Origin of the sequence: Collinsella sp. OM08-14AT, from assembly GCF_003438115.1 — a bacterium.
Classification (GTDB): Bacteria; Actinomycetota; Coriobacteriia; order Coriobacteriales; family Coriobacteriaceae; genus Collinsella.
Genome location: NZ_QSTE01000003.1, coordinates 19,714 through 45,571, shown reverse-complemented (window position 1 = coordinate 45,571; position 25,858 = coordinate 19,714). Strand labels below are relative to the sequence as shown.

The following is a 25,858-nucleotide window of genomic DNA, read 5'->3' as shown; positions in this document are numbered from 1 at the left end:
CGCCCGACGGAAAGGAAGAAGCCGGCGGCGTCACGAGCTGTGGCAATGTCGCTAGGCATAGGAAACAGACGCGCTCCAAACGCACTAAGCCCCAAGCCTACCCATTAAGAAATCGACTGCAGAAACGATTTTGATGCCGTCGATGTCGGTCGGATGGCTCCCCTGACGAACGACGACGATCTTCTCGTAACCGCCGGTAATCTTCTCGAGCGACCTGAGCTCAAATGGACGCAGCTCGCGCTTACGCGTCGCCTCCTCGTCAATCGACTCTGTGACCTGAATAAACTTACGATCCGAGCCGTCGCCTATCGCAACAAAGTCGATTTCGGCATCTCGAAGATGACCCGTGAAGACCTGGTATCCGTCATAGACAAGGCGATTGTAAACGGCATTTTCGAGAACACGTCCGCTGTCGCTGCCGCGATACCCATCCAAGAAGGCTCGAAGTCCCAGATCCTCAATGTAAAACTTGCCGCCGGTCTTCAAAATGTCCCGACCCTTAATATCAAATCGGCGCGCGTGCGAAAAGATATAGGTCTCCTCAAGGGCGGACACACAAGTGTCCACGACGCCGTGCGAGGATTTCGCCCCGTTCTCTGCCAGCGTTCCAACGATCTTATTAATTGATGTCGGGTTTGAAATGTTATCAGCCAAGTAGGAAGTGACGCGGTCGAGCACACTCCTGCTCGTCACCGACCGTCTACCCCGACGCGCCTCGCGAGCCAAAATGTCGCGCCCGACGATTGTTTGGTACGTGCTCCAGATATAGTCCTTCATTTCCTGCTCCGGCAGCTTTGAAGCAGCGAGAAACGGCAGGCCTCCAAACGTCAGATATCGGTCAAGAAGATCGTCGAGTGCAACAATATCCTCCCGACCAAAAACAGCGAGCCTATTCGTGACGTCAGTCGGACCAAGAAAGTCGACATATTCCGAAAAAGCGAGCGGGTGCATCCGAATCTCGACATACCTGCCCGAGATTAAGGTCGCGATCTCTGACGAGAGGAGAAAAGCATTCGAACCCGTAACATATATATCGCAGTCCCGGTCGACACGAAGTGCGTTAATCGCCTTCTCCCATCCGGCAACCTCCTGAAGCTCGTCGAAGAAGAGATAGCACCTCTTGCCCGCAGGCATTAGGCCGTCCACGTGGCGGTAAAGCTCTCGCCAATCACGCACGCCCTCCAGCTCAAATGACTCCATCTTAAAGGTCAAAAGACATTCGGATGGAACGCCGTTATCCTCCAGATGTTTGCGCATCATGTCCAGAAGCGTCGATTTGCCACAACGGCGCATACCCGTTACGACCTTGATGACATCCGTGTCACGGAAGGCGATTAACTTCTCGAGATATCGATTTCTGGGAACCATCCGTTTATCCATCGCTCGCCCCAATCTGCAAGTTTTTCTCACAGAATGACAAGAACTTGCGAATTTTGCAAGTTCTTGTCACGTAGCAACAAGAACCTGCAGAATTACATCAGAGCCATTATAAGTCGGGCTCAGTCAAAGCAGCGTCAAGGCGCAGAACAATGGTATGAGGCGAATCGTTCAAGAGTGCGTTGAACAATTTCATTCCCGCATTTTTGGAATGCCCATAAGATGCCCGTTTGACAGGAAGCGATCTGGGCCATCTTTGAGCAGAAACTCAAATGCTGGCGCGCCGCCTGCACTTATCGAGTTTCCCGCAACTGCTATAAATAGAAAGTTTATTTACATAGCGAGACACTCCTGGACGTTTGACTTTCATCCTGGTAGCCTGGATATCTAGAAGTTTCTGTTTGGAGAGGGTTAGCAGTGATTCCCGTTATTGACTTATTCGCGGGCCCGGGAGGCCTTGGGGAAGGCTTCTCATCACTTCGAGACGCTGAGAACAAGCCCGTGTTCCAAACAATCATGTCCATTGAACGTGACAAGCAGGCTCATCAGACCCTGAGGCTTCGTTCATATCTGCGCAAAATTGCAGAACCGGACGGAACATTGCCGAGAGTTTATCTCAGATACATGAAAAAGCATGACAATGAGACCTTCGACCAACTTATCCGCTACCGCCCAAAAGAATGGCAGGCTGCTTGCGAAGAAGCTTTATGCGACGAGCTCGTCGATGGAGACGACCGCTTGGTTAAACTCGGCGCCGAACGCGTGACAAGATGGTTTGAAGACCGTGATAGGGGTCCGCTAGTCCTTATTGGCGGACCTCCGTGCCAAGCATATTCGTTGGTGGGCAGATCGCGGCGCAAGCATGACATTACATTCGAAGAGGACCCGAAGCACACCCTCTACCGTTGCTACCTCTCGTTTATCAACGAGCTAAAGCCGGATGTCTTCGTTATGGAAAACGTCAAAGGACTTCTTTCTGCAAAGCACGAGGGCCATGGCGTTTTTAACCGCATATGCAAAGATATGGAAGAGGCGGGATACACTATCCATTCCCTCGTCACTGATGACCCCCATAATCCAAAAGATTACGTTGTCAAAGCCGAACAGTATGGAATCCCCCAGATGCGCCACAGGGTCATTCTCCTTGGTATTAAAAATGACACCGGAATCGAACCGAGCACGCTAACCAAAAAGCATGTTTGCACTCTTGGGTCAGCCCTTCGTGGGCTGCCTAAACTGCGAAGCGGATTCTCTGAACGCAACGAAAACTGGCGCGATATGAACTGGGCAGAGTACATAAACTCAGCGGCAAAAGAGTTGAAAGACAATGGCGAATGCAACGATCTTACAGACATCCTTGATAGGGTAATTTCACGCTACGCGCCAAAGTTAACCGCAAAGCACAAAGTTGATCCCGTCCACAATCGATATGAAGAATGGTATAGAGGAAGGCTCGGAAATAGCAAGGTCCTCACAAATCATGAGTCTCGCTCTCACTTGGCGAGCGATCTTGACCGTTATCTCTTTTGTGCGGCATATGCAGAAAAATACGGTACGCCCGCACGCCTTGAAGAATTCCCCGAGTCATTGCTTCCCAATCATAAGAACGTCCAGGCAGCAAAAACGACTGGTAACTATAAATTCAACGACCGTTTTCGTGTGCAAGTATGGGGAAGACCCTCTACGACCATCACCTCGCATATCGCCAAGGACGGACACTATTACATCCATCCGGATCCGTCGCAATGCAGGAGCCTTACCGTGAGAGAGGCCGCAAGACTTCAAACCTTCCCAGATGACTATCTGTTCGAAGGCAACAGAACGTCTCAGTACACTCAGGTGGGTAACGCGGTGCCGCCGCTACTTGCCCAGCAGATAGCGGCGGTAGTCGCAAAGGCACTTGGAAAAGAAGCCCACGGGTTTTACGAGAATCTTACAGACGATACTGACTGCTCTTAACACGGTAAGGACAGCCGACTCTGTGCAGCCGCTTCATCATGTTAATAAGTACAACGGACTGGCTCTCGGAGGGCACTTTGTTTGGCAAGGCACATGCATACTGCAAAATACCCCGTTCCTTCTCAGTTCCCTCGCCCTCTGCAAGGCACCAGTTAAGAACATTTTGCCAAAATCCGCTTCCCATCTCGCAAACCGCCGTCTGAGCTTCAATCCCATTCAGCGTTTTCTGGTTACGGGAGCCCTCTCGCTGAATGTCTTTCTCCTCATCGAGGTCAATAAGCTCCAAGCCACTCTTTGTCCCAATCAACCTTTTTTAACTTGATAGCCTCCCAGCATTTCTGTTGTTTTGCCCATTCAGAAATGTTTCGATAGCCCGTCGCGGGATGCATCAATACATCATGCGCAGCGTCAGATGCTTGCCCAAGCGCCCTCTCAAACGCTGGCGACAACGATTGTTGATTCCAAATGCCAAGAAAGTTAACGGCTTTTCCTAAAGCGGAAACTGCATTTGAAAGCACTCCCACCGCAAGGACTACATGCTGCGAGCGATAGCTGCCGGTTTCCCACCAATCACGCGCCTGCACAATCTTGCCTGTGCGATCGAATATAATTTTCTTGGCAATCAAATATTTGAAATAAGTCTCATTGAACTGACTCTCATCCTTATCCCAGGAGTCTTTAATTAGCCGAGCAAATTCAGAGAAGTTCTTCTGGGCACCGCGATTGACCAAGTAGGCCTTATTCGTCCAGACCATGAGATATTTTGCCAAATCCGTTTTCGTAAAAGTCTGCGTTTTAGGAAACTCAGCAACAAATTTACGCTTCTGCGCAGGCGTAAGATAAGCTTGCTTATCTCGATATGAGCCTCTTGCCCGCTCGTAGAACCATTTGGTTTGCGTGAAGCTATCTGCCCGCATGGGAGCAAGTATCCTTTGCGAGAACTCTTCGATCCTCACGTGATAAGGGTGGTTTGCAAAGAAGTCGGCTGAAGAAACCTTATTCTGGCTGTTTGCATATTCAGAGATCCTAGGCACCAGTTCGAGAGCCTCTTCCGGGCTGACAACACTAAGCTTCATTTGGACAAACACGCGGTCCAAACTTTTACCAGCCTTATATGCGGCATAAACCGATGCGGTTGTCTGGCCACCGTTAACTATCTGCAGGTTTTCTAGACGGTCAATTAAAAGCCCGTCTTCCCCGCTCTCCGTTGTAACGCTCTCTGCGGTCGCCGTGATACCGTTATTGAACGAGAAGAAAAGCTCGGGCTCATTCTCGAGAGTACGCTTTATACCCTTGTTGACATTGCTTCTCGCCTGAAGAAATACACGGACGTTTTGCTCAAGAAGTCGCGCTCCCCAACGATCGTAGATGCGCGCCAAATCGACACCCGGTATCGCAGCAAGGTAAACCTTGTTCTTGTCTTTCGGAGAGCTTGCGAGAAGGGCCCGAATCGGACCCGTCGGCAATTCGTTAAAGTCAATGAGCAGTCTCTCCAGCTCACGACCCGATTCAATAAGATTACCTATCCGTTCAAGATCCCAGACGTTGTAAACAACCTCTTTGCCAAGGACACTCCCCGTCTCTTTACCCGAAACCCTTTGGCTAAGTTTTTTGTTTGAAAGAAGATACAGATTAACTCGCTCGATTTCGTTCCAGCGAGCGTGAATTAAATCGGCGAGCCCAAACCCCGGATCCGTCGGCTCAAGAGATTCCCTAAATTGAGAATCCAATGCTTTGGTTACGAATTTCTCAAGCCGCCGAAAATCTGCCTCCATTTCAGAATTCGTTAATGTCAGCAAGCCAGTATCTTGGTTGAAGTCGAGGACAATGAGGCCAAGGACTTTTCTGCTTGACTCAAAAGGATCGCCACAGTAGCCATCAACCCTTATTCCAGTTCTCTGACAGAAGGCGGGGATGGCCTCATCGAATTCTCCCGCATCGCAAAGATAATCAGTGATGAGGTCAAAGAACGCATCGTTCTTATAGACTCCCTCTGAGTCCGCCTTATTCTTGACCTCTTGAAACAGTTCCTCCTGAAACGAAGTGGAATCTGTCATCTAATTCACCTCAATGCTTGGGTAATTGCGCTCTGATCAACTTCGTAATCAGAGCAGTAGCCAAGGTCGATTTTATATGTAACAGCCTTAACTCCAGGCGGACACGAACTGGAAACGATTCGCGGAAATCCATCCTTAACTTCATATGTTTCAGTTACGCCCTCGCTCCACAAGGTGTGGGAATAATCGTCTTCCGGAAAATACCCGGCATCCGACAGCTTCTCCTGAAAGTGCGCCAAATCCAATGGGCTGTCGAAGAGCATTTGAACATCGTTGACGACATCGGTAAGGCTGAATGCCGCTTTATCTTCATCCGTAGCGCTGTTCAACTCAACGACATATAAGAAGAGCCTTTCACTTTCGTTGGTGTTCAATTGCTCTTCTGACGATATTCCAATTTCCGAATTCGACGACCCTCGTTTGCTTTTCACCTCGACGAAAATCTGCCCGTAACCGAAATCGCGCTTAGAGCGTTCTGGCCCTGTCCAGCCACTCAAGGCATTCGACGGCTCGTAAATGGCAGCGGAAACCCGTTTAAGAAAAAGCAGCTCGCCGATAAGCCCTTTTTGTTGCTCGGCTGTGAGGGGACCACGCCCGGGCCTGAGAAACGAAGCCCATTTCTCGAGCCTCATGAAGGTCATCTTCCTCATCGCAACGGTGGGGGCTTTCTGCACCGAGTCGGCAATATCAAGACATAAGCGGAGAAATTGGGCTTTCATTTCCTGGTCTTGGAGCTCAAGCAGTATGGAGCGCTCCGATTCAATGTCTCGAATAGAGATGTTCTTAAACTTGGGAGGCTCCGGTGCCCCCGTCTCGCTGCTGTCATATTCGACAAGAAAAGCAGGGTGATTAGAGCGCCCCTTTGCCCAATAAATCCTTTTTGCATCGGGATTGACATCGGGTGCGACCATTCTCGTGTTGTAGTCGCCCCTTCCACGCGATCTAGGCAGCTCTTCCCACGGATTATCGCTAGTCGTCTTCATAATCATCATCGCTATCTTCGGGTTCCGGCATCATGTTCTCCAGTGCCACAGAATTAAAAACGTAAGTGACTGGTCGCGTTTGCTTATCGGTGTGCGGAAAACTGATGCTCCAGCCGAAAACGCATTCCTGAGCATCCCAGCTCTTCCACCAGGAAGGAGCTTCTTTTCCGGCCTCCTTCTTTTCTTTAATTTTGATTTCTCCAAATCGCATGCAAATCGGATGCAAAACCAGCAATGGCCGCCTCCTTATTTGACGATAATAGAGATCAGAACAGTTTTTCGCCTTGTCGCCGCTATGGTCTGCAGCATATCGTTCTTCCGCCATTTTCCTTTCTTCCGCACTTAAGCCAGCGGCCTCAACTCCACGACTGGATAAACGATGTTTCTCTCCGACAACAACGACATCATTGTTCGAAGCGCTACCGGGATATCTTTGCTCCATGCTGACCGTTCCATCAACAGGCAAATCGATTGGATCATTTGATCGAGAGCCATGTGCCAAGAGAACGTCCCATTCCTTCAGCTCGCCATCAAGCAGCCGTTCGTTGACGTAGCTTAGGATTGGAGCTTTTTGAGACTTTGGCGAAAGGCCATCTTCATTTTCATAGGCTTCTAGAAAAGCGGTAACAAACTTGACCGGAACCCCCTTATAAAGATATCTATAAGAGCCCCCGTCTTTGAAGTCCGCATACCCCTTTATTGCGCTAAGAAGGTCCCTGCATGCCGCCTCGTTATCGGCAACTATCTCCGCGTCCCTGTCAAATGCAATCGTTTCAACGAATCCCTCGTTTAAATCGATGGGGGCCTTTTCCTTTTGCCCGGCACCCATCTTATTTCTCGCGGTAACGGTCAGGGCATCAGGGCTCTGGCGTATTTTCAAAACGTAATTCTTTGGAGTGCGCTTAACTTGGCGCATGCTCCTTAGTTGATCGAACAGATTCTCCGTCGAATCGGCAACGTATTTGTACCAGCCCGCCGCCTCGTCGGTCATCCATACACGACAAAGATCCTCATACTGAGGCCTATATCCAAACCAACGAGCCATCTGCATCAGCGCATCATATGCTCTGGCGTTTCGCGAATAGTAAGAGACCGTTAACCCTTCAAGGGTTAAACCACGAGAAAGCCTATATCCGCCAACCGCGATAACTCGCTCGTTCCTGTTCTCATAGTCCAGAGCATCTCCTGAGTCTGTATTGATGCTCAGAACATGATAATCCGGGTCGTAGAGACGTGGCTGTATTTCGCTCCAGCCAAAACCGCAGCCTGCATATTCCAGCTCCCAAGTAGCTTTCAAATCCTTTAGGTGCGGAGAAGCCTCAAGCGCCTCCTCCGGGTTTAAGGCCCCATAGGATTTCGCCGCCGTATTCAGGTCGTTAAGGTAATCCTCAACTAGATTCCGCATGCAATTCTGCGGTTTCTTATAGGGAGATACATTGACCATCATCGTTGAATGGAAATTAGTGCCAAAACGAAGTGTCTTTATCGTCGTCGCCAATACAAAAGTACGAATTGCCGCCTTTAGACTAAGGGGAAGCATAAAGGGCTCAAAGCTACTTTTATGTTTTGCAGGAAGGACATCGTCCGCATCGTCAATGAAACGCAAGTGCTTGTGAGTAGGCTCGTCGTAATCTCCGAATACCTTTTTGGCACCGAAGTAGTCAGAGGACTCCTCAAGCGTATAAATAAAGTTGCTCGGGAAAAGGTCCTTGCCATACTCATCGCTGTCAACGCTAGGGTCGATCAAAACGTTAGCAAATGGCGTAGCAGTGTAGCCAACATAGCAGGCCTTATTGAATAGGTTAAGCAGGTTTCTTATCTGCCCATTGATTTTGGTCGGTTCATTCTCTCGCTTTTCGAGCTTGTATTTTCCGTTAATCGAAGCATTATCCGCTTCATCGTCAATGAGCAACAGAGGTTGATCCTGGCTATTGCTGGCATCCAGCCATTCAATTACCTGCTGGAGAGACTTACTATTCTTCTTAACAACAAACAAAAAAGGTTCGTTTGTTTGCGTCGGCTGGATGCACCTTAAAGCCTTAGCTCGTTCTGTACTAAAGTCTGCTTCTCTCGAGGTACAGGCAATTGGTCGTCGGGCTTGACTCCCCTTGCCAACGCCAACCGGTTCGACTGTGCTGTTCTCAATGTTAAAACCTGTAAAACCATCTTCAAGACGAGCTTGCGTCTGATTTCGCAGGACATTATGCACGCCGGCCATGACGATAATGATTCGATATCCCGCGTCGGCGGCGCGGGATATCAGCCCAATATAATTTGCAGTTTTTCCCGATTGAACGGATGCGACTACGAGGCCGCGTCTTGTAAAAGAGCCGCACTCTAAAGGATCGGCCATTAAGTCAAGGATGTTGCGACTGTCCCTATCTATCGACTTAACCGCGGCGGGCGCCCATTTCTTATCGCGCACCAAGTATCGCCTATAGCGATTCCAGTAGAACCATTCGATCGAGTCTTCTGCTTCACTCAACCAGGGATGGCTATCCTCATCCTTAAACTCAAAGCCAAGCTTTTTCTTAATCGTAAGCTCGCTACAATACTTCTCAACAAGCCTACGGACGATATCATCCTTGTCGCATTGTTTAGATACAGGGAAAATTCCGGCGAATGCAGTGTAGAACTGCGAATAGGTATCCGCAACATCCGCCTCTTCGGGAACGCCGTCATCGTTCTCTAGTTTATCTCTGGCGGAGTTGTCAATGTAATTGATGAACTGCTCTAGTGTGGCGTCCATTTAGCACTCCTCGATTCCCAAAATGGCAAGTACTTCATTCCAACGTGTGGCGAACAAGTCAACTGACCTCATAGTGGAGAGGATGTCATCCTCATCCTTCCCCATTTGTTTTAATGAGCCAAAGAAAGTGAGAACAGCATTACAAAAGTCATCGTCTTTCATCTCCTCAAAGCAAACTGACCCTTCGTTGTTCGACAGTTCGTAAAAAAGAGATTCCGTTGGGAATGACGATTCGACCAGCGAAAGAACAGTCTTGAAAGCAGCCCTCTGATCATCATCAAGAGATGAATTGAAGCTATCAAGAATTGGGTTTTTGCGATTAATGCAATAAAGGGTCTTGTCTCCAGTTTTTATCGCATTCCAAGCCGGATATACCTCAGGCCTCGTTAACCTAGCGCCGCGACGACGATAAACTCTTTTTGAAGGCGCACCAATATGAGCAATCAATTGTTTGATACTCGCCCTTACTTCTTCCGGAAGCTGAGCGGACACTTTCTTAACGTCAATTTTCCATGCTTCATCTTGGTTAACATCAATATCAATCTTCACGCGGCACAACTGGGTGAGAGCGGTTTTCTTGGCAATCCCAAACCAAGTTCCATGCAGTATCAAGCGCTTCGCGCGATAGAGAAAGACTCCCTGATTCTTTAAGTAACCGCCAGGAAGAGCAAACTTTTCATACTCTGCATCTGAAGCATAATTTGACCTATGCGGAAGAGTAAACGCCTGCATCGTAACGCCGGGACAAACATTTTCGACAGGCGATGGTTGCGTCGCCTGATTGCTAACATTAAATGGATCGATGGGGTCAAGCGTGCGATTATTCACATTGACCTTAATGCGCTTGAGCCCACGTTCTCCCGCTAAGTAACGATGAAATACAAGAGAGAGGTAATCTTGAGCCTCACTTATAATTCTGTCGTAATTGGCTTTTCCGGATCCATTTACCCCGGTTAGACGATCAAGTTTTTCCCATAGAACAAGCGTACCCGTCTCGTTCATCTCTCCAATAAACGGAATGGAGTCCGTTCTTTTCTGTTCCAAAACTGTCCATTTGTTTTCACTGGCAACAAGATCGAGATCCCACGTGAAGGCATTCACTTCACCGTTTTTCTTTGACACAACCGTCAGCCTTCTGCATTGTGAAAATGAAGCGGTTTTTAACCCGAGACCAAAACGCCCGAGATCGTTCAAATTCCGCTTGCACCTCGGATCAGTGCTACCGAGCCTCATGGCATGCATTAACTCATCTCTGCCAAGCCCCTCACCGTCATCAATGATTGCAATTCTGAAGTCATCAGAAGGAATAGCAAGGATTGAGATATTCCTTGCCCTCGCGGTAATAGAATTGTCAACAATATCAGCTAGTGCACTATTAAACGAATACCCAATATCTCTTAGGCTTTCAATTAAAATCCTCGGTTCGGGCTCAAGCTGCATCGATTCCATCCAAAGCCAATCTTACTAGCATCATAATCGATAAGTATAGCAGCGGCCATTAATCAATTATCACTTACCGGCACCCAAATCATGCGAACGGTAGCGCTACCGGCAATAACGTGACAGTCGCAGCACGATTATTCACGTTTCGGCGCTCATTTAAAACTGCCTTGCGGCATTCCTAACAGCCATCTTCAATGCGGCAGGCGTTTTGTACTTCACCATGTCCTCTGTTTCACATTACCCGTTCAGTACCATCAGCAAAGGCATCATCAGTCCGCGCCGCTTGGCGGTTTTAGAGTTCTCCTTTACGAATTCTTTCAGCCGCTGTATATCGAGCCCTCGCCCAAGCGCATCGTTATAGGCATCGATAATTAATGAGGGGTCCTCGCAATCGAGGCAAAGATCGACAAGCGTGCGCTCGGGCTTGGTTACCGGCAGGCCGTCGAGCCAAACGATATCCCGCTCGGCAATCTCGCGCTTTACAAAAGAAAGGGAATCGTTTCTCGTATTGATGCGCATGGGCGCGGTCATCCTGTAGGGGGGACAGATGGAAATCGCCCATTTGCTGCAGGTTCGCCGCAGTCGTACCGCTCACGGCGATGCCATCCCACTGGCGTTTTCTCTCCCACGCGCACAGGGAGGGATTGGTGAGCTTCCAAAGAGCGTTGAGCTCGTCGGTGTCTCGGCGCTGCGCGCCCGACATCCGGTAGGCACCGTGGCATATCCGCTCAAGACGCCCCACGCGGCATGAGTGCGCCAGCGCATCTCGAGAAATGTCCATGCGAGCCGCCTGAGCCGTGGTGAACACGCCCTCGCTCTCGGAAAGCTCGCTTATCGCCGTTATGTTGCTAAAGTACTTCATGTTGCATTTGTAGGATATTTTCATACTTTTGCAACGTGATTTGCATAACGCACAGGCGCAGTGCCTTGCTTAATCTGTTCCTGCCGCAGCGCTGTCGTTGAGAGGCCATCATTTTCCTCCCCTGGGACCATGCTGGCACCCCTAGCCGCTACGACCGCAGGCATGCCTATAATGAGACATGTTTCCTGATGAGAAAGGAATCCAGATATGGACGAAGCCAAGCTCGCCGATTTGAACCACATCCAGGACTTTTTCAACCGTGTCGATAGCGTGCGCAACAGTGCATCCCCGACCAAAAAGTTTCATATCGATCATCCAATAGGAATAGGCGTCAAGAACTTCATTGGATGGTGCAACGATTCCTGCGAGATCGGTTCCGAAAGCAGTAATAGCGCAGACGATGCCGAGACGTTGGGCGAAGCCATAGTCGCTCTGAATCAGCTTGACAACAGTGAGCTCGCTGCAATGGAAGCCGCTCTCAGGGAAGACGTATGGGGCGATTGGTGTGGAACCGAATGGAGACAAGCGAAGCAGGCAAAAAGACTCGGACCGACAATTAACATAATGAAAAATCACCCGGAAAACGCGGCCTTCTATCTTGTGCTCAGACACCGCACCGATAAGCAAAAGCATTACCGCTTTTATTTTGACGACGATACAATTGCAGAAGTCGATGCCTTCAAGCCCTTTACCGACAGCGCGCATGACAATTTAAATCAGCAATGGCATGTGCTCATCTCCGTGCTCGCATACCTCGATGTCGCTCACGCTTTAAGCAGTGATCAGCACGAATACCATTGCCTGTATCAACATTTTAAATCGCGGGACATGGGCGATTTAAGTGCATTGCATCTACAGTTATTGTGTTCCCCTAACCAGCCTGAAAACAGGCGCATCAAGCTACAGCTTGTTAAACCGAAGACGGCCCCAAAGCCCTGGACAATAACATATCGCTCGGAAGCGATGAATGGTTGGCTTAAGGAAGCACTGCGTAGGTTGGCAGACAAATAATCGCCCGTCAACCTACTCCAGCCCTTGCCCGCTGTACTTCCCTGTCTCTGAGTCGTAGTTCAGCACGACGACCTCACCGTGCTGAACTACGTTCCCGTCAATGTAGAAATGGCTGGCTCCGTCATACCAGATACCGCGGTAGCCTGCGATGCCCGAAGCCGCTTCGGTATTGATGTGCCCGGCGATAACATCCAGGTAGAACTTACGCCCCACGTAATCGGGCGGCATCATGGTAAACGACTCGGCAGACGTGCCCATCTTCCAATACTCCCCGGCATCCTCTTCAATACCGGCGTGCACAAAAACCTGGCCGAAGGGGCTCTCGTAAAAATAAGGGAGCTTGCGGACCCACGCGATGATGTCCGCATGCTCGGCCTTCATGCTCTCGACCGTAAAGGCGTACGCTTCCTCGAACTCCCTGAGCCTCAACAGATGCTTAACGTGCTTGAATGCCTCGGCATCTAAGAAGCTCTTAGCCGTTGCCAGATTGCTGTCGGCAAGTATCCATGCCTGCGTGAAATTGGGATCGTTCACCTCGTCAATGTACTCAAGGAACATCCCCTCATGGTTGCCACGCAGTGCCACGACGCGATCGCCGTAACGTTTTTGCAGGTCCATGATGAGCTCAAAGACGCCAAGCGAATCGGGGCCTCGATCGCAGTAATCGCCAAGTAAGACCAGCTTGAAGTCCTGGGCATCGAGGTCGATGGTGGATAGCGATGCCTTAAAGGCGTCCAAACACCCGTGAATGTCACTCATAGCGTAGATATGCACCTATGACCCCCTGTTTGCGTCGGGACCCCGCTCGTTTGCGCCATACGGCACGGCGACCCCTCTGATTTCGCGGGCGGCAGGCAACTTTGCCCCGTCACGCCCTTAACGTTGGTAATAAGTATATCTCGCCGTGCGGACACAAATTTACCCTTACGCCCCGGGCGCCCGGCCCGCACTTGCCTCAAAGACTGCCTGTGCCCACACCACCCAAAAACTCATCCAGCATTAATCTTGGCTCAAGAATCGCTTAATCTATAACCTGCACTATAGAGTTCGACCAAGGGCGGGGCGGCGCCGCGCGACGCAGGCCGCCGAACGCAACGCTCGCGCCCGGGCAGATCGCCCGACGTCGCGCCCATCGAACGAAAGGACAGGTCATGGACGACCTCGAAAAAGTTGAAACCATCCGCACCAAGCGCAACGTGAGCTACACCGATGCCAAGGCCGCGCTCGACGCCGCCGACGGCAACGTTCTGGATGCCATCATTTGGCTTGAGTCGCAGGGCAAGACCCAGACCACATCGGCGCATGCCGCCACCGAGTCCGCACCAGTCGATGAGCCCTCTGCCGAGATGGTCGCCGCGCAGGCCGCCTACGAAAAGTCGAGCGAAAAGACCGACTTCTCCAAGAAGATGGACAGCGTGTGGGAGTACCTCAAAAAGCTCTTCCGCCTGAGCCTGGACACCAAGTTTATCGCCACGCGCCGCGATGCGATCATCCTCAACATTCCCATCCTGATCCCCATCATCGCCTTGTTTGCCTGGGGCGCCACGATATGGTTGATGCTGCTTGGCCTGTTCTTTGGCATGCGCTACCGCATCGACAGCGACGGCGATGTGCCCGGCAGTATCAACAACCTTATGAATCACGCCGCCGACGCCGCAGACGACATCAAGCAAAATCTCAACGACGACAAGTAATCGCAGACGGGGGCACGTATGGCACGAATCCTGATTGTAGAGGACGAGGAGAAAATCGCCCGCTTTGTGACGCTCGAGCTGGAGCACGAGGGTTACCAGGTAGAGCACGCCGCCGACGGCCGCACCGCCGTGGACCTGGCGCTGGAGCGCGACTACGATCTGATTCTGCTCGACGTACTGTTGCCGCAGCTCAACGGTATGGAAGTGCTGCGGCGCATCCGCAAGCACAAGGATGTGCCGGTGATTATGGTCACCGCGCGCGATGCCGTGATGGACAAGGTGGCTGGGCTCGATGCCGGCGCCGACGATTACCTGACCAAGCCGTTTGCGATTGAGGAGCTGTTCGCACGGATCCGCGTGGCGTTGAAGCGCTCGGAGGCCATGCGGGCGGCTTCGGGCGTAGCTGGCGTCGGCGCCGGAGCGGGCATGGCGGGCGTCGCGGGCGAGAAGGCCACCGCGATGCCCCCGGCCAGTGACATGGCCCAGACCCCTGCCTCGCCCTCCCCTGCCACACTCACCGTGGGATCGGTTTCGCTCGACCCCGACCGCCGCGAAGTCACGGTCGGCGGCTCGCCCATCGCGCTCACGGCCCGCGAGTTCGACGTCCTCGCCCTGCTTATGGCGCACGCCGGCACCGTGCTCACGCGCGAGCGCATCGCGCATGAGGCGCTAGGCTACGACTACGTGGGCGATACCAACAACGTCGATGTGCACATCGCACATTTGCGCGCCAAGATCGAAGACGCTGGCGGCGCCCGCATCATCCAGACCGTGCGCGGGGTGGGCTATGTCTGCCGCGCATAACGCCGAGGCCAAGCGCGTCACCTCCATCGCCCGCGCCATCAACTGGGGCTATATGTGGCGCCGCTTGATGAGCTACGTCTGGCTCGATCTGTTGCTGATGGTGATTGCGGCGGCGATCCTCGTCTATGGATACAACCAGACGCTGCCCGACAGCGCGTTTACCGCAGGCTGGATTCCCGGCGCCACCGTTCACGGCATGTCGCTGACGCCCGCACGCGGCTGGGACCTGACAACGCTCACCTATACCGTCGAGTTTGCGCGTACCACCAAGACCTTCCCCCTCGCGCAGGACCTCGTCGCGCTATGGCCTCTCTACCTTGTCGTTATGGGTTGGCAGGTCATCAGCGTGCTCAACATGCTCGGCGGCGCCCGCCGCGTGCGCCGCACCATGGCGCCGCTCAACGACCTTGCCTTGCGCGTGGACGAGCTCGGCCGTATGCAGCTCTCCGGCGGCAAGATGGAAACGCTGGAACAGGCCATCGAGCGCGCAAGCGTCGACTCGCCGAGCGTCACCACCGGCGACGCCGACCTGGCAAGCATCGAGGTCGCACTCAACCGCCTGCTGCGCCAGATGCAAGAGGCCAAGCTGCAGCAGATGCGCTTTGTCAACGATGCGAGCCACGAGCTGCGCACGCCCATCGCGGTGATTCAGGGCTACGTGAACATGCTCGACCGCTGGGGCAAAGACGACCCGGACGTGCTGGCAGAATCCATCACCTCGCTCAAAGCCGAAAGCGAGCATATGCAGGAGCTCGTGGAACAGCTGCTGTTTTTGGCACGCGGCGATGCCGGTCGCACCGTGCTGCGGCGCGCGAATACCAACCTGGCTGCACTGGTCGGCGAGGTTTGCGAAGAATCACAGATGATCGATGCCGGGCACACGTATCGACTGGCCTTTGACGCTGCGCTTGTCAGCGACTCGCGCTGCGATGCGTCCGTCGATGTGGCGCTTGTAAAGCAGGCTCTTCGCGTGATCGTGCAGAATGCCGCCAAGTACTCGGATGCGGGAACGCCCATCTCGTTTGGCGTAGCGCCGGATGCGGGCATGGGCACGATCGACATAAGCGTTGAGGACGAGGGTATCGGCATGAACCAGGAATCCGCAGCTCACGCGTTCGAGCGGTTCTACCGCGCCGACAACGCGCGCGATGCCGGCGCGCAGGGCTCGGGTCTGGGGCTTGCCATTGCCAAGTGGATCGTCGATAGCCATGGCGGTGTCATCGGTGTGACCTCGGTCGAAGGGGTCGGCAGCCGCTTTACGATTCGCCTGCCACGGTAGGGATGCCCCCTCGTGGATCGAGGTCTAATACTTTTCCCGAGAAGTGAACGACCATATTCGGACCCCCGAAGCATCCGCATTTTTCGGCCGCAAAATCGCAGGATTCCAGCATCGAAACTGCAGGAAACGATGCCCTTAAAGTGTCGATGCTTCGGGGGGGGCTGATTTGTCTCGTTCACTTCTCGGAAAAGTATTAGACTTCGGTTTTTTGACCGTTGCAAAAGTCGATCCCTCGGCATAAATAAAGGGATAAGGCCATACGGCCCTATCCCTTTTTGCTAACTAAAGCAGCTCGTGCGCTACTCGCGGCACAGGTGCACGGCGAAGCCGGCGAACTCGCGCTTAAAGTACACGAGCTTGGTGCTACCGTCGGGCAGCAGCGCGCGCGACTCCTCGTTGACCTCGAGCCCGCGCTCGGCAAACCACTTCTCGGCCGCATCGATGTCGTTGACGGCAAAGCCAATGTGGCCCTTGGTGCCACGACCGTTCTGCTTCATAACCTCGACCAGCGAATCGTTAAAGTACGAAACCGGGGTCTCGATAACGGGCAGGCCCATCATCGTCGAGAACAGCTCCGCGATCTCCAAGGCGTCTGCCGGGTCGGCAGCGTTAATGCCCACATGGGCAACGCGCATACCAAAGAGCTCTACCGGATTGGCGTTCTGCTCACTCATGCAGGCAGCGCCTACTGAGCCATGACGTCAAGAACGGCCTTCTCGGCGGCAACGCGGTTCATGCCGGTCATGAAGGGCACGCCGCTCACGTACGGGCAGGTGAGGCCCTCGGGGGCAACGGTGGTGGCGATCAGCAGGTCGGCGCCCTCGTCGCAAGCGTCCTTGGCCTCGGAGATGGCGCACTGCACGATCTCATACTTGTCGGCGTAACCGTTGGCGTCGAGCAGGGTGGCGACCTTCTGGGCAACGAGCGTGGAAGTAGCAGCGCCAGCACCGCAAGCCAAAACGATTTTCTTCATAGGTAATGTCTCCCTTCATGGTTTACTTTAGGTAAGTGTACCGCAGCGAGCGATGGCACTCGGCCTCGATGAGCTTTTATGCCAGTTTGCTTGCGCGCTGCGTATAATACATCCAGTACGTGTTGTCATACCGCTCGCTTTATGAGCGACTAAGGACCCTAATATGCCCGATTCCCGCACACTCTGGACCGCCGTCGTTATCATCTGTATCGCCGTGTCGGTGTTCTTTAGCATCAAAAAACGCACCACGTTTAAGCGCCTGCAGCAGTTGATGGCTGCCAAACAGTGGGACGAGTTCGATCGTTTGCTCGACGGCAAACTCACCAGCATGCTGTACCCGCGCTACAACCGCGACTACCTGCGCCTGAACTCCTATCTGTTGCGCGAGGACCACGAACACGCCAACGAGATGTTCGACCTGTTGCTGGGACTCAACCTGCCCAAGATGCAGCGCGTCGACCTGGTGATCAAAGCCTTTAACTACTACGTTGGCCAGGAGGACCGCAAAAAGTCCAAGGAGTTGCTGCACGAGATCAAGGGCTTTGAGGGCGGTCAGGCCGAGGCAGTCACACACGAATGCCAGCTGATGTACGACACGATGATCCTCAAGCGCCACAACGACATTCCCGAGCTGGAGCGCATGCTCGAAGAGGCCGGTGACGACAAGGTCAAGAGCTGCCGCCTGGAATACCTGCTGGCCCTGCAGTACAAGAACAAGGGCGACGAGGCCAAGTTTGCCGAGTACTTGGAAAAGTCGGGCCAGCACTCGATGGCTGTCAACGCGTAACGGGCGGCTTGTGCTAGACTTCTAGTCTCACGGGGGCGTGGCGGAATTGGCATACGCAGGAGACTTAAAATCTCTCGCCGCAAGGATTGTGGGTTCGAGTCCCACCGCCCCTACCATTGGCTTTTACGGGCCCGTATCTCCCAGGGATGCGGGCCCGTTTCTTTTGCACGCCGGTGGGGCTCGAACCCGCGAGGGGGCGAGCGTTAAGCGAACGCGGAGCGTTTGTAGCGAGCCGGCGAGGGCGCCGGCAGGCGACCGAGGCCGGTGCGTATTTGCTGCGCAAATTCGCAGACGTCCCACCGCCCCTACCACGCATTGTTTACGAGCCCGTGTCCCCCGGAGACGCGGGCTCGTTTCTTGTGGATGCCGACACGGATGATAAGTTGCGGTGGAATAGTTCCTGTTTTGACTGGTTACCAGCTCATTTAAGAACTTTTTCACCGCAACTTAGATTGGCACTCCCACATTTTTCGATGGAAAAACGTGGTTGTCTCGCACATTTTCCGATGGGAAAACGTGGTTGTCTCGCACATTTTTCCGATGGGAAAACGTGGTTGTCTCGCACATTTTCCGATGGAAACGCCCAAATGGTCTTATACTAGCCGAGAGGGTTGGGAGGCAATATGCAACGACAGCTTATGAGTGAACTTATCGCTTGGAAATCAAGGGCGAATCGCAAACCTCTCTTGCTTAAGGGAGCCCGCCAGACAGGAAAGACTTGGCTTCTTAACGAATTCGCAAGCCAGCAGTATCGAAGCGTCATTCGTTTTGACTTTATGCTCGAGCCGAGCACACGCTCGCTGTTCGATGGGGACCTCGACCCCAAGCGCATCATCTCCCAGATAGAGCTCCTACGTGGCCAAACCGTAACGCCGACAGACACGCTCATCATCTTCGACGAGATCCAAGAGGCGCCACGCGGGATCACCTCGCTCAAGTACTTCAACGAGCTTGCACCCGAATACCACATCGTAGCAGCCGGTTCCTATATGGGCCTCGCGCTCCGACGCGAAAACGAGTCATTTCCCGTCGGCAAAATCGACCAGCTCACCATGCGTCCCATGGGGTTTGCCGAGTTCGTTCGCGCCGTCGACGGCAACCCGCTCGCCGACGCCATCCTTGCCGCAGACATGAACCTTCTAGCAAACGTCACCGAAAAGCTCGTGCACTTGCTCAAGGAATACCTTGTTGTCGGTGGTATGCCCGAAGTTGTCTCCGCTTTCGCCGAGACACGCGACTTCATTGAAGCCCGAAGGCTTCAGCAGCAAATCATCGAGGCTTACGAATCCGATTTTGGCAAACATGCACCCGCCCGCATCGTCGAGCGCATGAGGTTGGTTTGGAAATCCCTTCCCGGCCAGCTTGCCAAGGAGAACAAGAAGTTTGTCTATGGCGCCCTTCGCCCTGGAGCGCGCGCACGCGATTTTGAGGAAAGCCTCCAGTGGCTCACGGACTACGGAATCGTTCATAAGGCGCCACGTGTTTCCGCTCTAAAGGCACCGCTCTCGAGCTACGAAGACCTCTCGGGCTTCAAACTGTTCTGCATCGACACCGGCATCCTCGGAGCGCTCTCCGGTCTCTCTCCGGCCATCGTTCTTAACGGATCCGCTGTTTTTACCGAGTTCAAAGGTTCGCTGACCGAACAATACGTCGCGCAGGAGCTTTTGCTCCAAGACAAAACTCCCGTGTATTGGTCCTCTACCTCTGGCAATGCCGAAACCGACTTTGCCATCGACCATGCGGGAACCGTGCTTCCGCTTGAGGTCAAGGCGGCAGAGAACCTTAAAGCGAAGAGTCTGAAAATAGCCTGCGAAAAATTCAAACTCGAGCGTTGCGTGAGGAGCTCTCTGGCGGCATATAGAGACGAGGACACGCTCGTCAATATTCCGCTTTGGGAAATTGGGCAAATCGACAAACTGGCATAAAGGCTGCGGAGGCGCTCAGCAAGGACTGTCCCCAGGTGCCGGCAGAAAAAAACGTCCCTAGGTGCCGGCTGTTGAGTTGCGGTGGAATAGGGACTGGTTGGGGCCCGAAAGGGCGATTTTAGTCCGCATTTCACCGCAACTTATGAGGGGATGGTTAAAGGGCGCTCAGGCTCGGGGTCCAGGCGATGGTGGGAGTCGCGCCGTCGAGAACCTCGTTGATGGCGGCGGCCATGCCGGCGAGGAGGCTGTTCTCGCTTACGGTGAGCGCATCGTAGCCACCGGCGCGCATGAGCTCGCGAATCACCACGGCGCCGGCCAGAATCACGCCCGCGCGCTTGGGCTGCACGCCTGGCAACGCGGCAATGCTCTCCACGTCCAGCGTGGACATGCGCTCGATAGCGGCAGAAATCTGCTCCATCGAAAGCTCGCGCAGGTGCACAAAGCTCGAGTCGTACGGCTCCAGTTCGTGGACCAGCGCCACGAGCGTAGTGACGGTACCGCCCACCGCGACCAGGCGCTCTGCACGCTCATAATTGCTCGGCAGGCCCTTAAAATAGGCGGAGAACTGCTCGCCCGCCCACGCGGCGGCAACCGCAAGCTCGCCGTCCGCGGGCGGCAGCGCCGAGAAAAACCGCTCCGTCACGCGACGGCAACCGATGTCCAGTGAGCGCGTTCCCTCCAGCGCAAAGACCCCGCGCTCAGGCGCATAGACGCCCGTCGCGAGCTCCGTGGAGCCACCGCCCGAATCGGCGACGATGATGCGCTCGCCAGCAAAGTCGTGTGCCACGCCAAAAAACGTCAGGCGCGCCTCGACCTCGCCCGGAATCACCTGCGGTTCGAGCCCCAGATCGCGCAGACCGTCCAGCAGCAGCGCGGCATTGGACGCATCGCGCGCGGCACTCGTGCAGGTGGTGCAGACGCAGGCGGCCCCAAAGGCACGTGCATCATCCACAAACATGCGACACGCATCGAGCACACGCTCGACAGCCGCCTCGCAAAAGCGACCCGTCGCGTCCACGCCCTCGCCCAGGTCGGTAATCTCGGTATGCTTGGACGATTCCACGATCGCCCCGCCCTCGACCTGGGCCAACACCAGTCGCGACGACACCGTTCCCAGGTCGATCGCGGCCACCTTATATCGTTTGCAATCTGCCATTGCGGGCTCCCCTCCGGGCGCTACTCGCCTACTCGCCGCTGGACGCGACCGTCTGGCCCTCGACGCCGTTAAATCCAAACAGCATATCGAGCGTCTGGATGTACCACGGTGCGTCCTTGCCGACCTCTTCGATCTCTTTGGCCACTTCACTGGCCTTCTTGGCGTTTGAGGACTTTTTGCTCGACGACGAATCCGAATCATCGTCCAGGCCCAGCACTTCAATCCTCTTCTCGCCGGGCATCGCCATGCCCAGTTCCCGTGCCCGATCCTTAATGCCCTCTTCCGAGAACCACTTGTCAGTGTCTTTTTTCATCTCATCTTTGTATTGCTCGCGAATCTCGACCTGCTTGGCCAAGATGTCGTTCGAGCGTTTTGCAACGTACAGGTCGCGCACGGGGAAATACAGGCTCACGAGCGCCAGAGCCACCACGATACCGATAAACAGCGGACGCAGAGAGCCATGCGTAAAGTCATAGATCGCCTTGACCACCGCATTGTCGTTGGCGTAGCGCATAAAGTCCGAGCCCGAAAGACGGCTCGAAGGCCTGCTCGACCTGTCGTGCGTCTGGGCCGAGGGACGCGACGCATGTGTCGAACGTGCCGGGCGCACCGGTCCATCTGCCAAGGTATTTGATTGAGCATTGGGGCGCGAGGTACTTGCCGGGCGCTGCGTGGAGCGGTCGGCGCCGGCATAAGCGGACCCACCGAGCTGCACCGTGCGTGCACGGCGAGGCGACGGCTCGCGTGAACCGGCGGAATAGTACCTGTTGTCGTAAATCTGATCCATGTGCGCCTTGTGCGGTTGAGGTTTGTTTGCGCTAAGTCCTTTAGTTATAGCACGAGCGCCCGCACCGCCTTCGCCAGCCTTTGCTCGACATAAAAAAGGCGCTGAGCCATATGGCCCAGCGCCCACAGCGCTTTGCGGCGTCCAGCCAAGGCGGGGCGGAACCGAGTCAGCCTCCTCCTCGCCAAATTCGCCCGTTTAGCGAATGTTGTAGAACGCGGCCTTGCCGGCGTAGTGCGCGCTGCCCTCGAGCTCGTCCTCGATACGGATGAGCTGGTTGTACTTGGCGATGCGGTCGCTACGGCACGGGGCGCCCGACTTGATCTGGCCGGCATTGACGCCCACGACCAGGTCGGCGATCGTGGAGTCCTCGGTCTCGCCGGAGCGGTGGCTCACGATGCAGGCGTAGCCGGCCTCCTTGGCGGTCTCGATGGCCTCGAGCGACTCGGTGAGCGTGCCGATCTGGTTGACCTTGACCAGGATCGCGTTGGCGGCGCCCAGCTTGATGCCCTTCTTGAGGCGCTCGGTGTTGGTGACGAACAGGTCGTCGCCCACCAGCTGCACCTTGTTGCCAATGCGGCGGGTCAGCTCGACCCAGCCGTCCCAGTCCTCCTCGGCCATGCCGTCCTCGATGGAGATGATGGGATAGGTGTCGACGAGCTTCTCCCAGTAATCGACCATCTGGGCACTCGTGTACTCCACGCCCTCGCCCTTGAGTTCGTACATGCCGGTCTCGGCGTTGTAGAACTCGGTCGAGGCCGGGTCCATGGCGTACATGAAGTCGACGCCGGGCTTAAAGCCGGCCTTCTCCACGGCCTTGGTGATGTACTCGAACGGCTCGGCGTTGGTCTTGAGGTTGGGGGCAAAGCCACCCTCGTCGCCCACGCCGCCGCCTAGGCCTGCCTCGTGCAGCACGCCCTTGAGGGTGTGGTATACCTCGGCGCACCAACGCAGGCCCTCGGTAAAGCTCGGGGCGCCCACCGGCATGATCATGAACTCCTGGAAGTCGACGTTGTTGTCGGCATGCACGCCGCCGTTGAGAATGTTCATCATGGGCGTGGGCAGCAGGTGGGCGTTGACGCCACCCAGGTACTGGTACAGCGAAAGACCCGCCGACTCGGCAGCGGCGCGGGCAACTGCCAGCGACACGCCCAGAATGGCGTTGGCGCCGAGCTTGGTCTTGTTGGGGGTACCGTCCGCGGCAATCAGCGCGGCATCGACGGTGCGCTGATCGAAGGCGTCGAGGCCCACGACGGCGTTAGCGCACTCGTTATTGACGTGCTCGACGGCCTGCGAGACGCCCTTGCCCAGGTAGCGACCCTTGTCGCCATCGCGCAGCTCGCAGGCCTCAAAGGCGCCGGTCGAAGCGCCCGAAGGCACCATCGCGCGGCCGAAGCTGCCGTCCTCGAGCACGACCTCGACCTCGACGGTGGGGTTGCCGCGGCTGTCGAGTACCTCGCGACCGTAGACGTCCAAAATATCGCTCATGTTGTCTCCCTCTCACTTGGAAACGTAATGGATGCAAGCGACCGGCTGACCGCACACCGTCGGTGCGTCTCCGTAAGTTAGCCATGTCGCACTTTTTGCATTATGCCCTAAGTTAGCCAAGGGATACACTTGATTTTCGAAAAAATTAGCGGGAACGATGAGGCGTATCAGCCCGTCGTTCCCGCAGTCTTACTCCTCCGCCTTGGCGGCATCCCAGAGGTCGTTAAGGCCGTGGGTTGAAAGCTCAGCCAAATCCACATGGGCGTTGGCCGCCATCTGCTCCATCGCAGCCCAGCGACGGCGGAACTTGGCCGTGCTCGCGCGCAGGGCGCTCTCGGCGTCAATCCCCTCTTTGCGCGCGACGTTGACCAAGGCAAAGAGCAGGTCGCCAAACTCCATCTCGCGCTCGGGCGAGCCGGGAGCCTCGGCCTCAAACTCGGCACGCTCCTCAGCGACCTCGTCCCACACATCCTGGACCGTCTCCCACTCAAAGCCCACGGCCGCCGCCTTGCGCGACACCTTCTGAGCTTGCATCAGCGCCGGCAGGTGCGTGGGCACGCCGTCGAGCAGGCCTTCGGGCGCAGCCTCGTCCGCCGCCACAGCCTTGTCCTTGGCAGCCTTCTCGGCAAGCTTGACCTCATCCCAGATCTTGAGCACCTCGTCGGGGTTGTCGGCATCCGCATCGCCAAACACGTGCGGGTGGCGGCGAATGAGCTTGGCGTCAATATCGCGTGCCACGTCGGCCAGCGTAAACTCGCCGGTGTCCGCCGCAATCTGCGCATGCAGCACCACCTGCATGAGCACGTCGCCCAGCTCCTCGCGCAGATGCGTGGCATCGTCGGCCTCGATGCAGTCGAGCGCCTCATAGGCCTCCTCGATCATGTTCTTGCCAATGCTACGGTGCGTCTGCTCACGGTCCCACGGACAGCCGTCGGGCTGACGCAGGCGCCAGATGGTCTGCACCAGATGCTGCAGCTCGGCCGACGCGTCGACCAGCGTGGACAGGTCACGCGAGCCCTCGGCATTTTGCTGAGCCATGTGCTGCGCCATGGTTATTCCTCCTCCAGGATCACGTGACGGAACGCGCCGCCCTCGTAGATGCCGTAGCTGTGCGTACCGTCCTTGGGAATGCTCACGCTGCCGGGGTTGAAGAGCCACAGGCCCGGGTGCGCCTCGCTTGCCTCGTTAACCTTGATATGCGTGTGGCCGTAGACGAGCGCGGAGCCTTCGGGCAGCGCGGGCGCGTGGTCGACGCTGTTGTGCATGCCGGCGCCAAAGACGTGGCCGTGCGTCAGGAACAGCTCGCGGCCGGTCTCGTCGAACAGCGTGGCGTAGTCGGCCATGACGGGGAAGTCGAGGACCATCTGGTCGACCTCGGCGTCGCAGTTGCCGCGCACCGCGATGATGCGGTCGGCCAGGGCGTTGAGCAGCGGAATCACACGCTTGGGGGCATAGTCGCGCGGCAGGTCGTTGCGCGGGCCGTGGTAGAGCAGGTCGCCTAGCAGCACGATGCGGTCAGGCTGCTCGGATTCGATGGCGGTGCAGAGGCGCTCGGCCCAGTATGCCGAGCCGTGGATGTCGGAGGCGATGAGGTATTTCATGGGGAGTCCTTTCAGAGTGGGGTTGATGAGGGCTGAATACGAGGTCTGGCGGATATGGAGCCCATCTACCGTGTTACTAGAATCGCAGCGCCACGCTCTGAGCCGTTTGCATCACGCGTTGGAGCGGCACGCCATGTTCGCGGGCAAGACGGGCGCAATCCTCGTACTCGGGAGCCGCGCGCTCGCTGCCGTCGGGCAGGGTCGCCACCTTAACGGATACCTCGCCCCAAGGCGTTGTCACCTGCTCGAATCGGCGCGGCAGGCAAACGCGTTCCATCACCTGGCGACGAACGGCGTTGGTCGTGGTCTCCAAAAAGATAATCGTCTGTAGGCACTCGATATCCTCGTGCGAGCAGATCACCTGCAACTGCCATCCGGGGCGGCCCTTTTTGCAGTAGAGGGGCAGCCAGTGCACCTCGCGGGCGCCGGCCTCGCGCAGGCGGTCGGCGGCATAGGCGAGCACCTCGGGCGACGCGTCATCGATGTCGCACTCCAGCTTGACGATAGTTTCGGGCGCATCGGTCTCGCGGGACAGCGGAGATGTACTTCCACGTTGCATACGGTCCGAATCCTTTCCGCGCGGGCTCGTTTTATTCACCCAAACGCTAGCACATCGGACGTGGCACAGGCGTGACTTTCGTCCGTCGCCGCCCTCACCCCTATCCAAACGTGTACGTCAGCCTCCAAACATGTCATTTTTTGTCGGTTTTGGAGGCTGACGTACATGTTTTGGAGCGGGGCCGCGCACGATCAGAATTGCGCTCGCACTCCGTCCACCACAAAGTTCACTACACTCAACAATTTTGAACTTTCTACGCAGTTCATCGGCCAAAAAATTACCCTCGGCATACTTACAGGCTGCACGATGCTACTCTAGTTGCATTTGGCTAACTAAGCGGCTGCCGAGGACCCCGACCGGCACCGTT

Annotated in this window: 24 protein-coding genes and 1 tRNA gene; 9 read left to right on the top strand and 16 right to left on the bottom strand. The window is 55.3% G+C overall.

Translation table 11 applies throughout. The annotated features are described in order from the left end of the window. Positions 1-84: 84 nt before the first annotated feature. Positions 85-1,380: an ATP-binding protein gene (locus DXC18_RS02825; protein WP_233505714.1), complete on the bottom strand. Its 1,296-nt coding sequence runs from the start codon at positions 1,378-1,380 to the stop codon at positions 85-87. Positions 1,381-1,794: 414 nt separating this feature from the next. Here DXC18_RS02825 and DXC18_RS02820 point away from each other — a divergent pair, with 414 nt between their 5' ends. Next, positions 1,795-3,336 (top strand): DNA cytosine methyltransferase, encoded by a 1,542-nt coding sequence (locus tag DXC18_RS02820; protein WP_117629953.1) that lies wholly within the window; start codon positions 1,795-1,797, stop codon positions 3,334-3,336. On the opposite strand, the gene DXC18_RS02815 is transcribed toward DXC18_RS02820, so the two are convergent. The 6 genes from DXC18_RS02815 to DXC18_RS10650 all read right to left on the bottom strand — a co-directional run bounded on the left by DXC18_RS02815 (position 3,311) and on the right by DXC18_RS10650 (position 11,099). Further along, positions 3,311-3,622, bottom strand: coding sequence for a hypothetical protein (locus DXC18_RS02815; protein ID WP_117716264.1), 312 nt, complete (start codon positions 3,620-3,622; stop codon positions 3,311-3,313). The genes DXC18_RS02820 and DXC18_RS02815 overlap by 26 nt on opposite strands. Continuing rightward, positions 3,609-5,393 carry an AIPR family protein gene (locus DXC18_RS02810; RefSeq protein ID WP_117716263.1) on the bottom strand — a complete coding sequence of 595 codons (1,785 nt, stop codon included), beginning with the start codon at positions 5,391-5,393 and terminating at the stop codon, positions 3,609-3,611. The genes DXC18_RS02815 and DXC18_RS02810 overlap by 14 nt, the downstream gene beginning before the upstream one ends. A 5-nt stretch (positions 5,394-5,398) precedes the next feature. After that, complete coding sequence (locus DXC18_RS02805) at positions 5,399-6,376, bottom strand: PD-(D/E)XK motif protein (protein WP_199412178.1); 978 nt, start codon at positions 6,374-6,376, stop codon at positions 5,399-5,401. Then, positions 6,363-9,125 (bottom strand): Z1 domain-containing protein, encoded by a 2,763-nt coding sequence (locus tag DXC18_RS02800; protein WP_117629956.1) that lies wholly within the window; start codon positions 9,123-9,125, stop codon positions 6,363-6,365. The genes DXC18_RS02805 and DXC18_RS02800 overlap by 14 nt, the downstream gene beginning before the upstream one ends. Then, the gene (locus DXC18_RS02795; protein ID WP_117716262.1) at positions 9,126-10,574 is read right to left on the bottom strand and encodes an ATP-binding protein; all 1,449 of its coding nucleotides are present in this window, start codon (positions 10,572-10,574) and stop codon (positions 9,126-9,128) included. It lies immediately after the preceding gene. Between the two features lie 231 nt (positions 10,575-10,805). Beyond that, on the bottom strand, positions 10,806-11,099 hold the full coding sequence (locus DXC18_RS10650) for a hypothetical protein (protein ID WP_233508983.1): 294 nt from the start codon (positions 11,097-11,099) through the stop codon (positions 10,806-10,808). A 16-nt stretch (positions 11,100-11,115) separates the two neighbouring features. Between DXC18_RS10650 and DXC18_RS10645 the strand changes: the two genes are divergently transcribed. Together DXC18_RS10645 and DXC18_RS02785 are read left to right on the top strand one after the other, a co-directional pair. Beyond that, entirely contained in the window at positions 11,116-11,319 is a 204-nt protein-coding gene (locus tag DXC18_RS10645) for a hypothetical protein (RefSeq protein WP_233505716.1), read from the top strand. Positions 11,320-11,637: 318 nt separating this feature from the next. Next, a complete protein-coding gene (locus DXC18_RS02785; RefSeq protein WP_117629959.1) occupies positions 11,638-12,441 on the top strand; it encodes a hypothetical protein in 804 nt (267 codons plus the stop codon). A 12-nt stretch (positions 12,442-12,453) separates the two neighbouring features. Here DXC18_RS02785 and DXC18_RS02780 read toward each other — a convergent pair whose 3' ends face one another. Then, positions 12,454-13,200, bottom strand: a complete 747-nt coding sequence (locus tag DXC18_RS02780) for a metallophosphoesterase (RefSeq protein WP_147329358.1) — start codon at positions 13,198-13,200, stop codon at positions 12,454-12,456. A gap of 392 nt (positions 13,201-13,592) precedes the next feature. Between DXC18_RS02780 and DXC18_RS02775 the strand changes: the two genes are divergently transcribed. The 3 genes from DXC18_RS02775 to DXC18_RS02765 are packed head-to-tail and all read left to right on the top strand — an operon-like array spanning position 13,593 to position 16,218. Beyond that, a complete protein-coding gene (locus DXC18_RS02775) occupies positions 13,593-14,135 on the top strand; it encodes a DUF4342 domain-containing protein (protein WP_117716261.1) in 543 nt (180 codons plus the stop codon). An 18-nt stretch (positions 14,136-14,153) separates the two neighbouring features. Next, positions 14,154-14,939, top strand: a complete 786-nt coding sequence (locus DXC18_RS02770) for a response regulator transcription factor (RefSeq protein WP_117716260.1) — start codon at positions 14,154-14,156, stop codon at positions 14,937-14,939. Beyond that, complete coding sequence (locus DXC18_RS02765) at positions 14,923-16,218, top strand: cell wall metabolism sensor histidine kinase WalK (protein WP_117640415.1); 1,296 nt, start codon at positions 14,923-14,925, stop codon at positions 16,216-16,218. Before DXC18_RS02770 ends, DXC18_RS02765 begins: the two co-directional genes overlap by 17 nt. Before the next feature lie 299 nt (positions 16,219-16,517). On the opposite strand, the gene DXC18_RS02760 is transcribed toward DXC18_RS02765, so the two are convergent. Together DXC18_RS02760 and DXC18_RS02755 are read right to left on the bottom strand one after the other, a co-directional pair. Beyond that, positions 16,518-16,892, bottom strand: coding sequence for a VOC family protein (locus DXC18_RS02760; RefSeq protein ID WP_117640416.1), 375 nt, complete (start codon positions 16,890-16,892; stop codon positions 16,518-16,520). 11 nt (positions 16,893-16,903) lie between these two features. Next, entirely contained in the window at positions 16,904-17,191 is a 288-nt protein-coding gene (locus DXC18_RS02755) for a PTS sugar transporter subunit IIB (protein WP_117640417.1), read from the bottom strand. A gap of 163 nt (positions 17,192-17,354) precedes the next feature. Here DXC18_RS02755 and DXC18_RS02750 point away from each other — a divergent pair, with 163 nt between their 5' ends. The 3 genes from DXC18_RS02750 to DXC18_RS02740 all read left to right on the top strand — a co-directional run bounded on the left by DXC18_RS02750 (position 17,355) and on the right by DXC18_RS02740 (position 19,903). Then, positions 17,355-17,978, top strand: coding sequence for a hypothetical protein (locus DXC18_RS02750; RefSeq protein WP_117716259.1), 624 nt, complete (start codon positions 17,355-17,357; stop codon positions 17,976-17,978). 31 nt (positions 17,979-18,009) lie between these two features. Then, positions 18,010-18,094: transfer RNA gene (locus DXC18_RS02745), tRNA-Leu, on the top strand. 522 nt (positions 18,095-18,616) lie between these two features. Then, complete coding sequence (locus tag DXC18_RS02740) at positions 18,617-19,903, top strand: ATP-binding protein (RefSeq protein WP_233508982.1); 1,287 nt, start codon at positions 18,617-18,619, stop codon at positions 19,901-19,903. Positions 19,904-20,057: 154 nt separating this feature from the next. Here DXC18_RS02740 and DXC18_RS02735 read toward each other — a convergent pair whose 3' ends face one another. The 6 genes from DXC18_RS02735 to larC form a co-directional block, all read right to left on the bottom strand. Then, positions 20,058-21,059 (bottom strand): hypothetical protein, encoded by a 1,002-nt coding sequence (locus DXC18_RS02735; RefSeq protein ID WP_117716257.1) that lies wholly within the window; start codon positions 21,057-21,059, stop codon positions 20,058-20,060. 28 nt (positions 21,060-21,087) lie between these two features. After that, positions 21,088-21,846: a hypothetical protein gene (locus DXC18_RS10640; protein ID WP_233508981.1), complete on the bottom strand. Its 759-nt coding sequence runs from the start codon at positions 21,844-21,846 to the stop codon at positions 21,088-21,090. Between the two features lie 195 nt (positions 21,847-22,041). Beyond that, positions 22,042-23,331 (bottom strand): phosphopyruvate hydratase, encoded by a 1,290-nt coding sequence (eno, locus tag DXC18_RS02725; protein ID WP_117716256.1) that lies wholly within the window; start codon positions 23,329-23,331, stop codon positions 22,042-22,044. 189 nt (positions 23,332-23,520) lie between these two features. Continuing rightward, a complete protein-coding gene (gene mazG / locus DXC18_RS02720; protein ID WP_117716255.1) occupies positions 23,521-24,381 on the bottom strand; it encodes a nucleoside triphosphate pyrophosphohydrolase in 861 nt (286 codons plus the stop codon). A gap of 2 nt (positions 24,382-24,383) precedes the next feature. Beyond that, a complete protein-coding gene (gene yfcE / locus DXC18_RS02715) occupies positions 24,384-24,932 on the bottom strand; it encodes a phosphodiesterase (RefSeq protein ID WP_117716254.1) in 549 nt (182 codons plus the stop codon). A 76-nt stretch (positions 24,933-25,008) separates the two neighbouring features. Beyond that, complete coding sequence (gene larC / locus DXC18_RS02710) at positions 25,009-25,491, bottom strand: nickel insertion protein (RefSeq protein WP_117716253.1); 483 nt, start codon at positions 25,489-25,491, stop codon at positions 25,009-25,011. Between the last annotated feature and the right edge of the window lie 367 nt (positions 25,492-25,858).

What these genes read in the sequence shown, in the direction of transcription:
- DXC18_RS02825 (WP_233505714.1), bottom strand. Translation starts at nt 1,380, where the DNA reads ATGGATAAACGGATGGTTCCCAGAAATCGATATCTCGAGAAGTTAATC.
- DXC18_RS02810 (WP_117716263.1), bottom strand. Translation starts at nt 5,393, where the DNA reads ATGACAGATTCCACTTCGTTTCAGGAGGAACTGTTTCAAGAGGTCAAG.
- DXC18_RS02805 (WP_199412178.1), bottom strand. Translation starts at nt 6,376, where the DNA reads ATGAAGACGACTAGCGATAATCCGTGGGAAGAGCTGCCTAGATCGCGT.
- DXC18_RS02800 (WP_117629956.1), bottom strand. Translation starts at nt 9,125, where the DNA reads ATGGACGCCACACTAGAGCAGTTCATCAATTACATTGACAACTCCGCC.
- DXC18_RS02795 (WP_117716262.1), bottom strand. Translation starts at nt 10,574, where the DNA reads ATGGAATCGATGCAGCTTGAGCCCGAACCGAGGATTTTAATTGAAAGC.
- DXC18_RS10650 (WP_233508983.1), bottom strand. Translation starts at nt 11,099, where the DNA reads ATGACCGCGCCCATGCGCATCAATACGAGAAACGATTCCCTTTCTTTT.
- DXC18_RS10645 (WP_233505716.1), top strand. Translation starts at nt 11,116, where the DNA reads ATGGAAATCGCCCATTTGCTGCAGGTTCGCCGCAGTCGTACCGCTCAC.
- DXC18_RS02785 (WP_117629959.1), top strand. Translation starts at nt 11,638, where the DNA reads ATGGACGAAGCCAAGCTCGCCGATTTGAACCACATCCAGGACTTTTTC.
- DXC18_RS02780 (WP_147329358.1), bottom strand. Translation starts at nt 13,200, where the DNA reads ATGAGTGACATTCACGGGTGTTTGGACGCCTTTAAGGCATCGCTATCC.
- DXC18_RS02775 (WP_117716261.1), top strand. Translation starts at nt 13,593, where the DNA reads ATGGACGACCTCGAAAAAGTTGAAACCATCCGCACCAAGCGCAACGTG.
- DXC18_RS02770 (WP_117716260.1), top strand. Translation starts at nt 14,154, where the DNA reads ATGGCACGAATCCTGATTGTAGAGGACGAGGAGAAAATCGCCCGCTTT.
- DXC18_RS02765 (WP_117640415.1), top strand. Translation starts at nt 14,923, where the DNA reads ATGTCTGCCGCGCATAACGCCGAGGCCAAGCGCGTCACCTCCATCGCC.
- DXC18_RS02760 (WP_117640416.1), bottom strand. Translation starts at nt 16,892, where the DNA reads ATGAGTGAGCAGAACGCCAATCCGGTAGAGCTCTTTGGTATGCGCGTT.
- DXC18_RS02755 (WP_117640417.1), bottom strand. Translation starts at nt 17,191, where the DNA reads ATGAAGAAAATCGTTTTGGCTTGCGGTGCTGGCGCTGCTACTTCCACG.
- DXC18_RS02750 (WP_117716259.1), top strand. Translation starts at nt 17,355, where the DNA reads ATGCCCGATTCCCGCACACTCTGGACCGCCGTCGTTATCATCTGTATC.
- DXC18_RS02740 (WP_233508982.1), top strand. Translation starts at nt 18,617, where the DNA reads ATGAGTGAACTTATCGCTTGGAAATCAAGGGCGAATCGCAAACCTCTC.
- DXC18_RS02735 (WP_117716257.1), bottom strand. Translation starts at nt 21,059, where the DNA reads ATGGCAGATTGCAAACGATATAAGGTGGCCGCGATCGACCTGGGAACG.
- DXC18_RS10640 (WP_233508981.1), bottom strand. Translation starts at nt 21,846, where the DNA reads ATGGATCAGATTTACGACAACAGGTACTATTCCGCCGGTTCACGCGAG.
- eno (WP_117716256.1), bottom strand. Translation starts at nt 23,331, where the DNA reads ATGAGCGATATTTTGGACGTCTACGGTCGCGAGGTACTCGACAGCCGC.
- mazG (WP_117716255.1), bottom strand. Translation starts at nt 24,381, where the DNA reads ATGGCGCAGCACATGGCTCAGCAAAATGCCGAGGGCTCGCGTGACCTG.
- yfcE (WP_117716254.1), bottom strand. Translation starts at nt 24,932, where the DNA reads ATGAAATACCTCATCGCCTCCGACATCCACGGCTCGGCATACTGGGCC.
- larC (WP_117716253.1), bottom strand. Translation starts at nt 25,491, where the DNA reads ATGCAACGTGGAAGTACATCTCCGCTGTCCCGCGAGACCGATGCGCCC.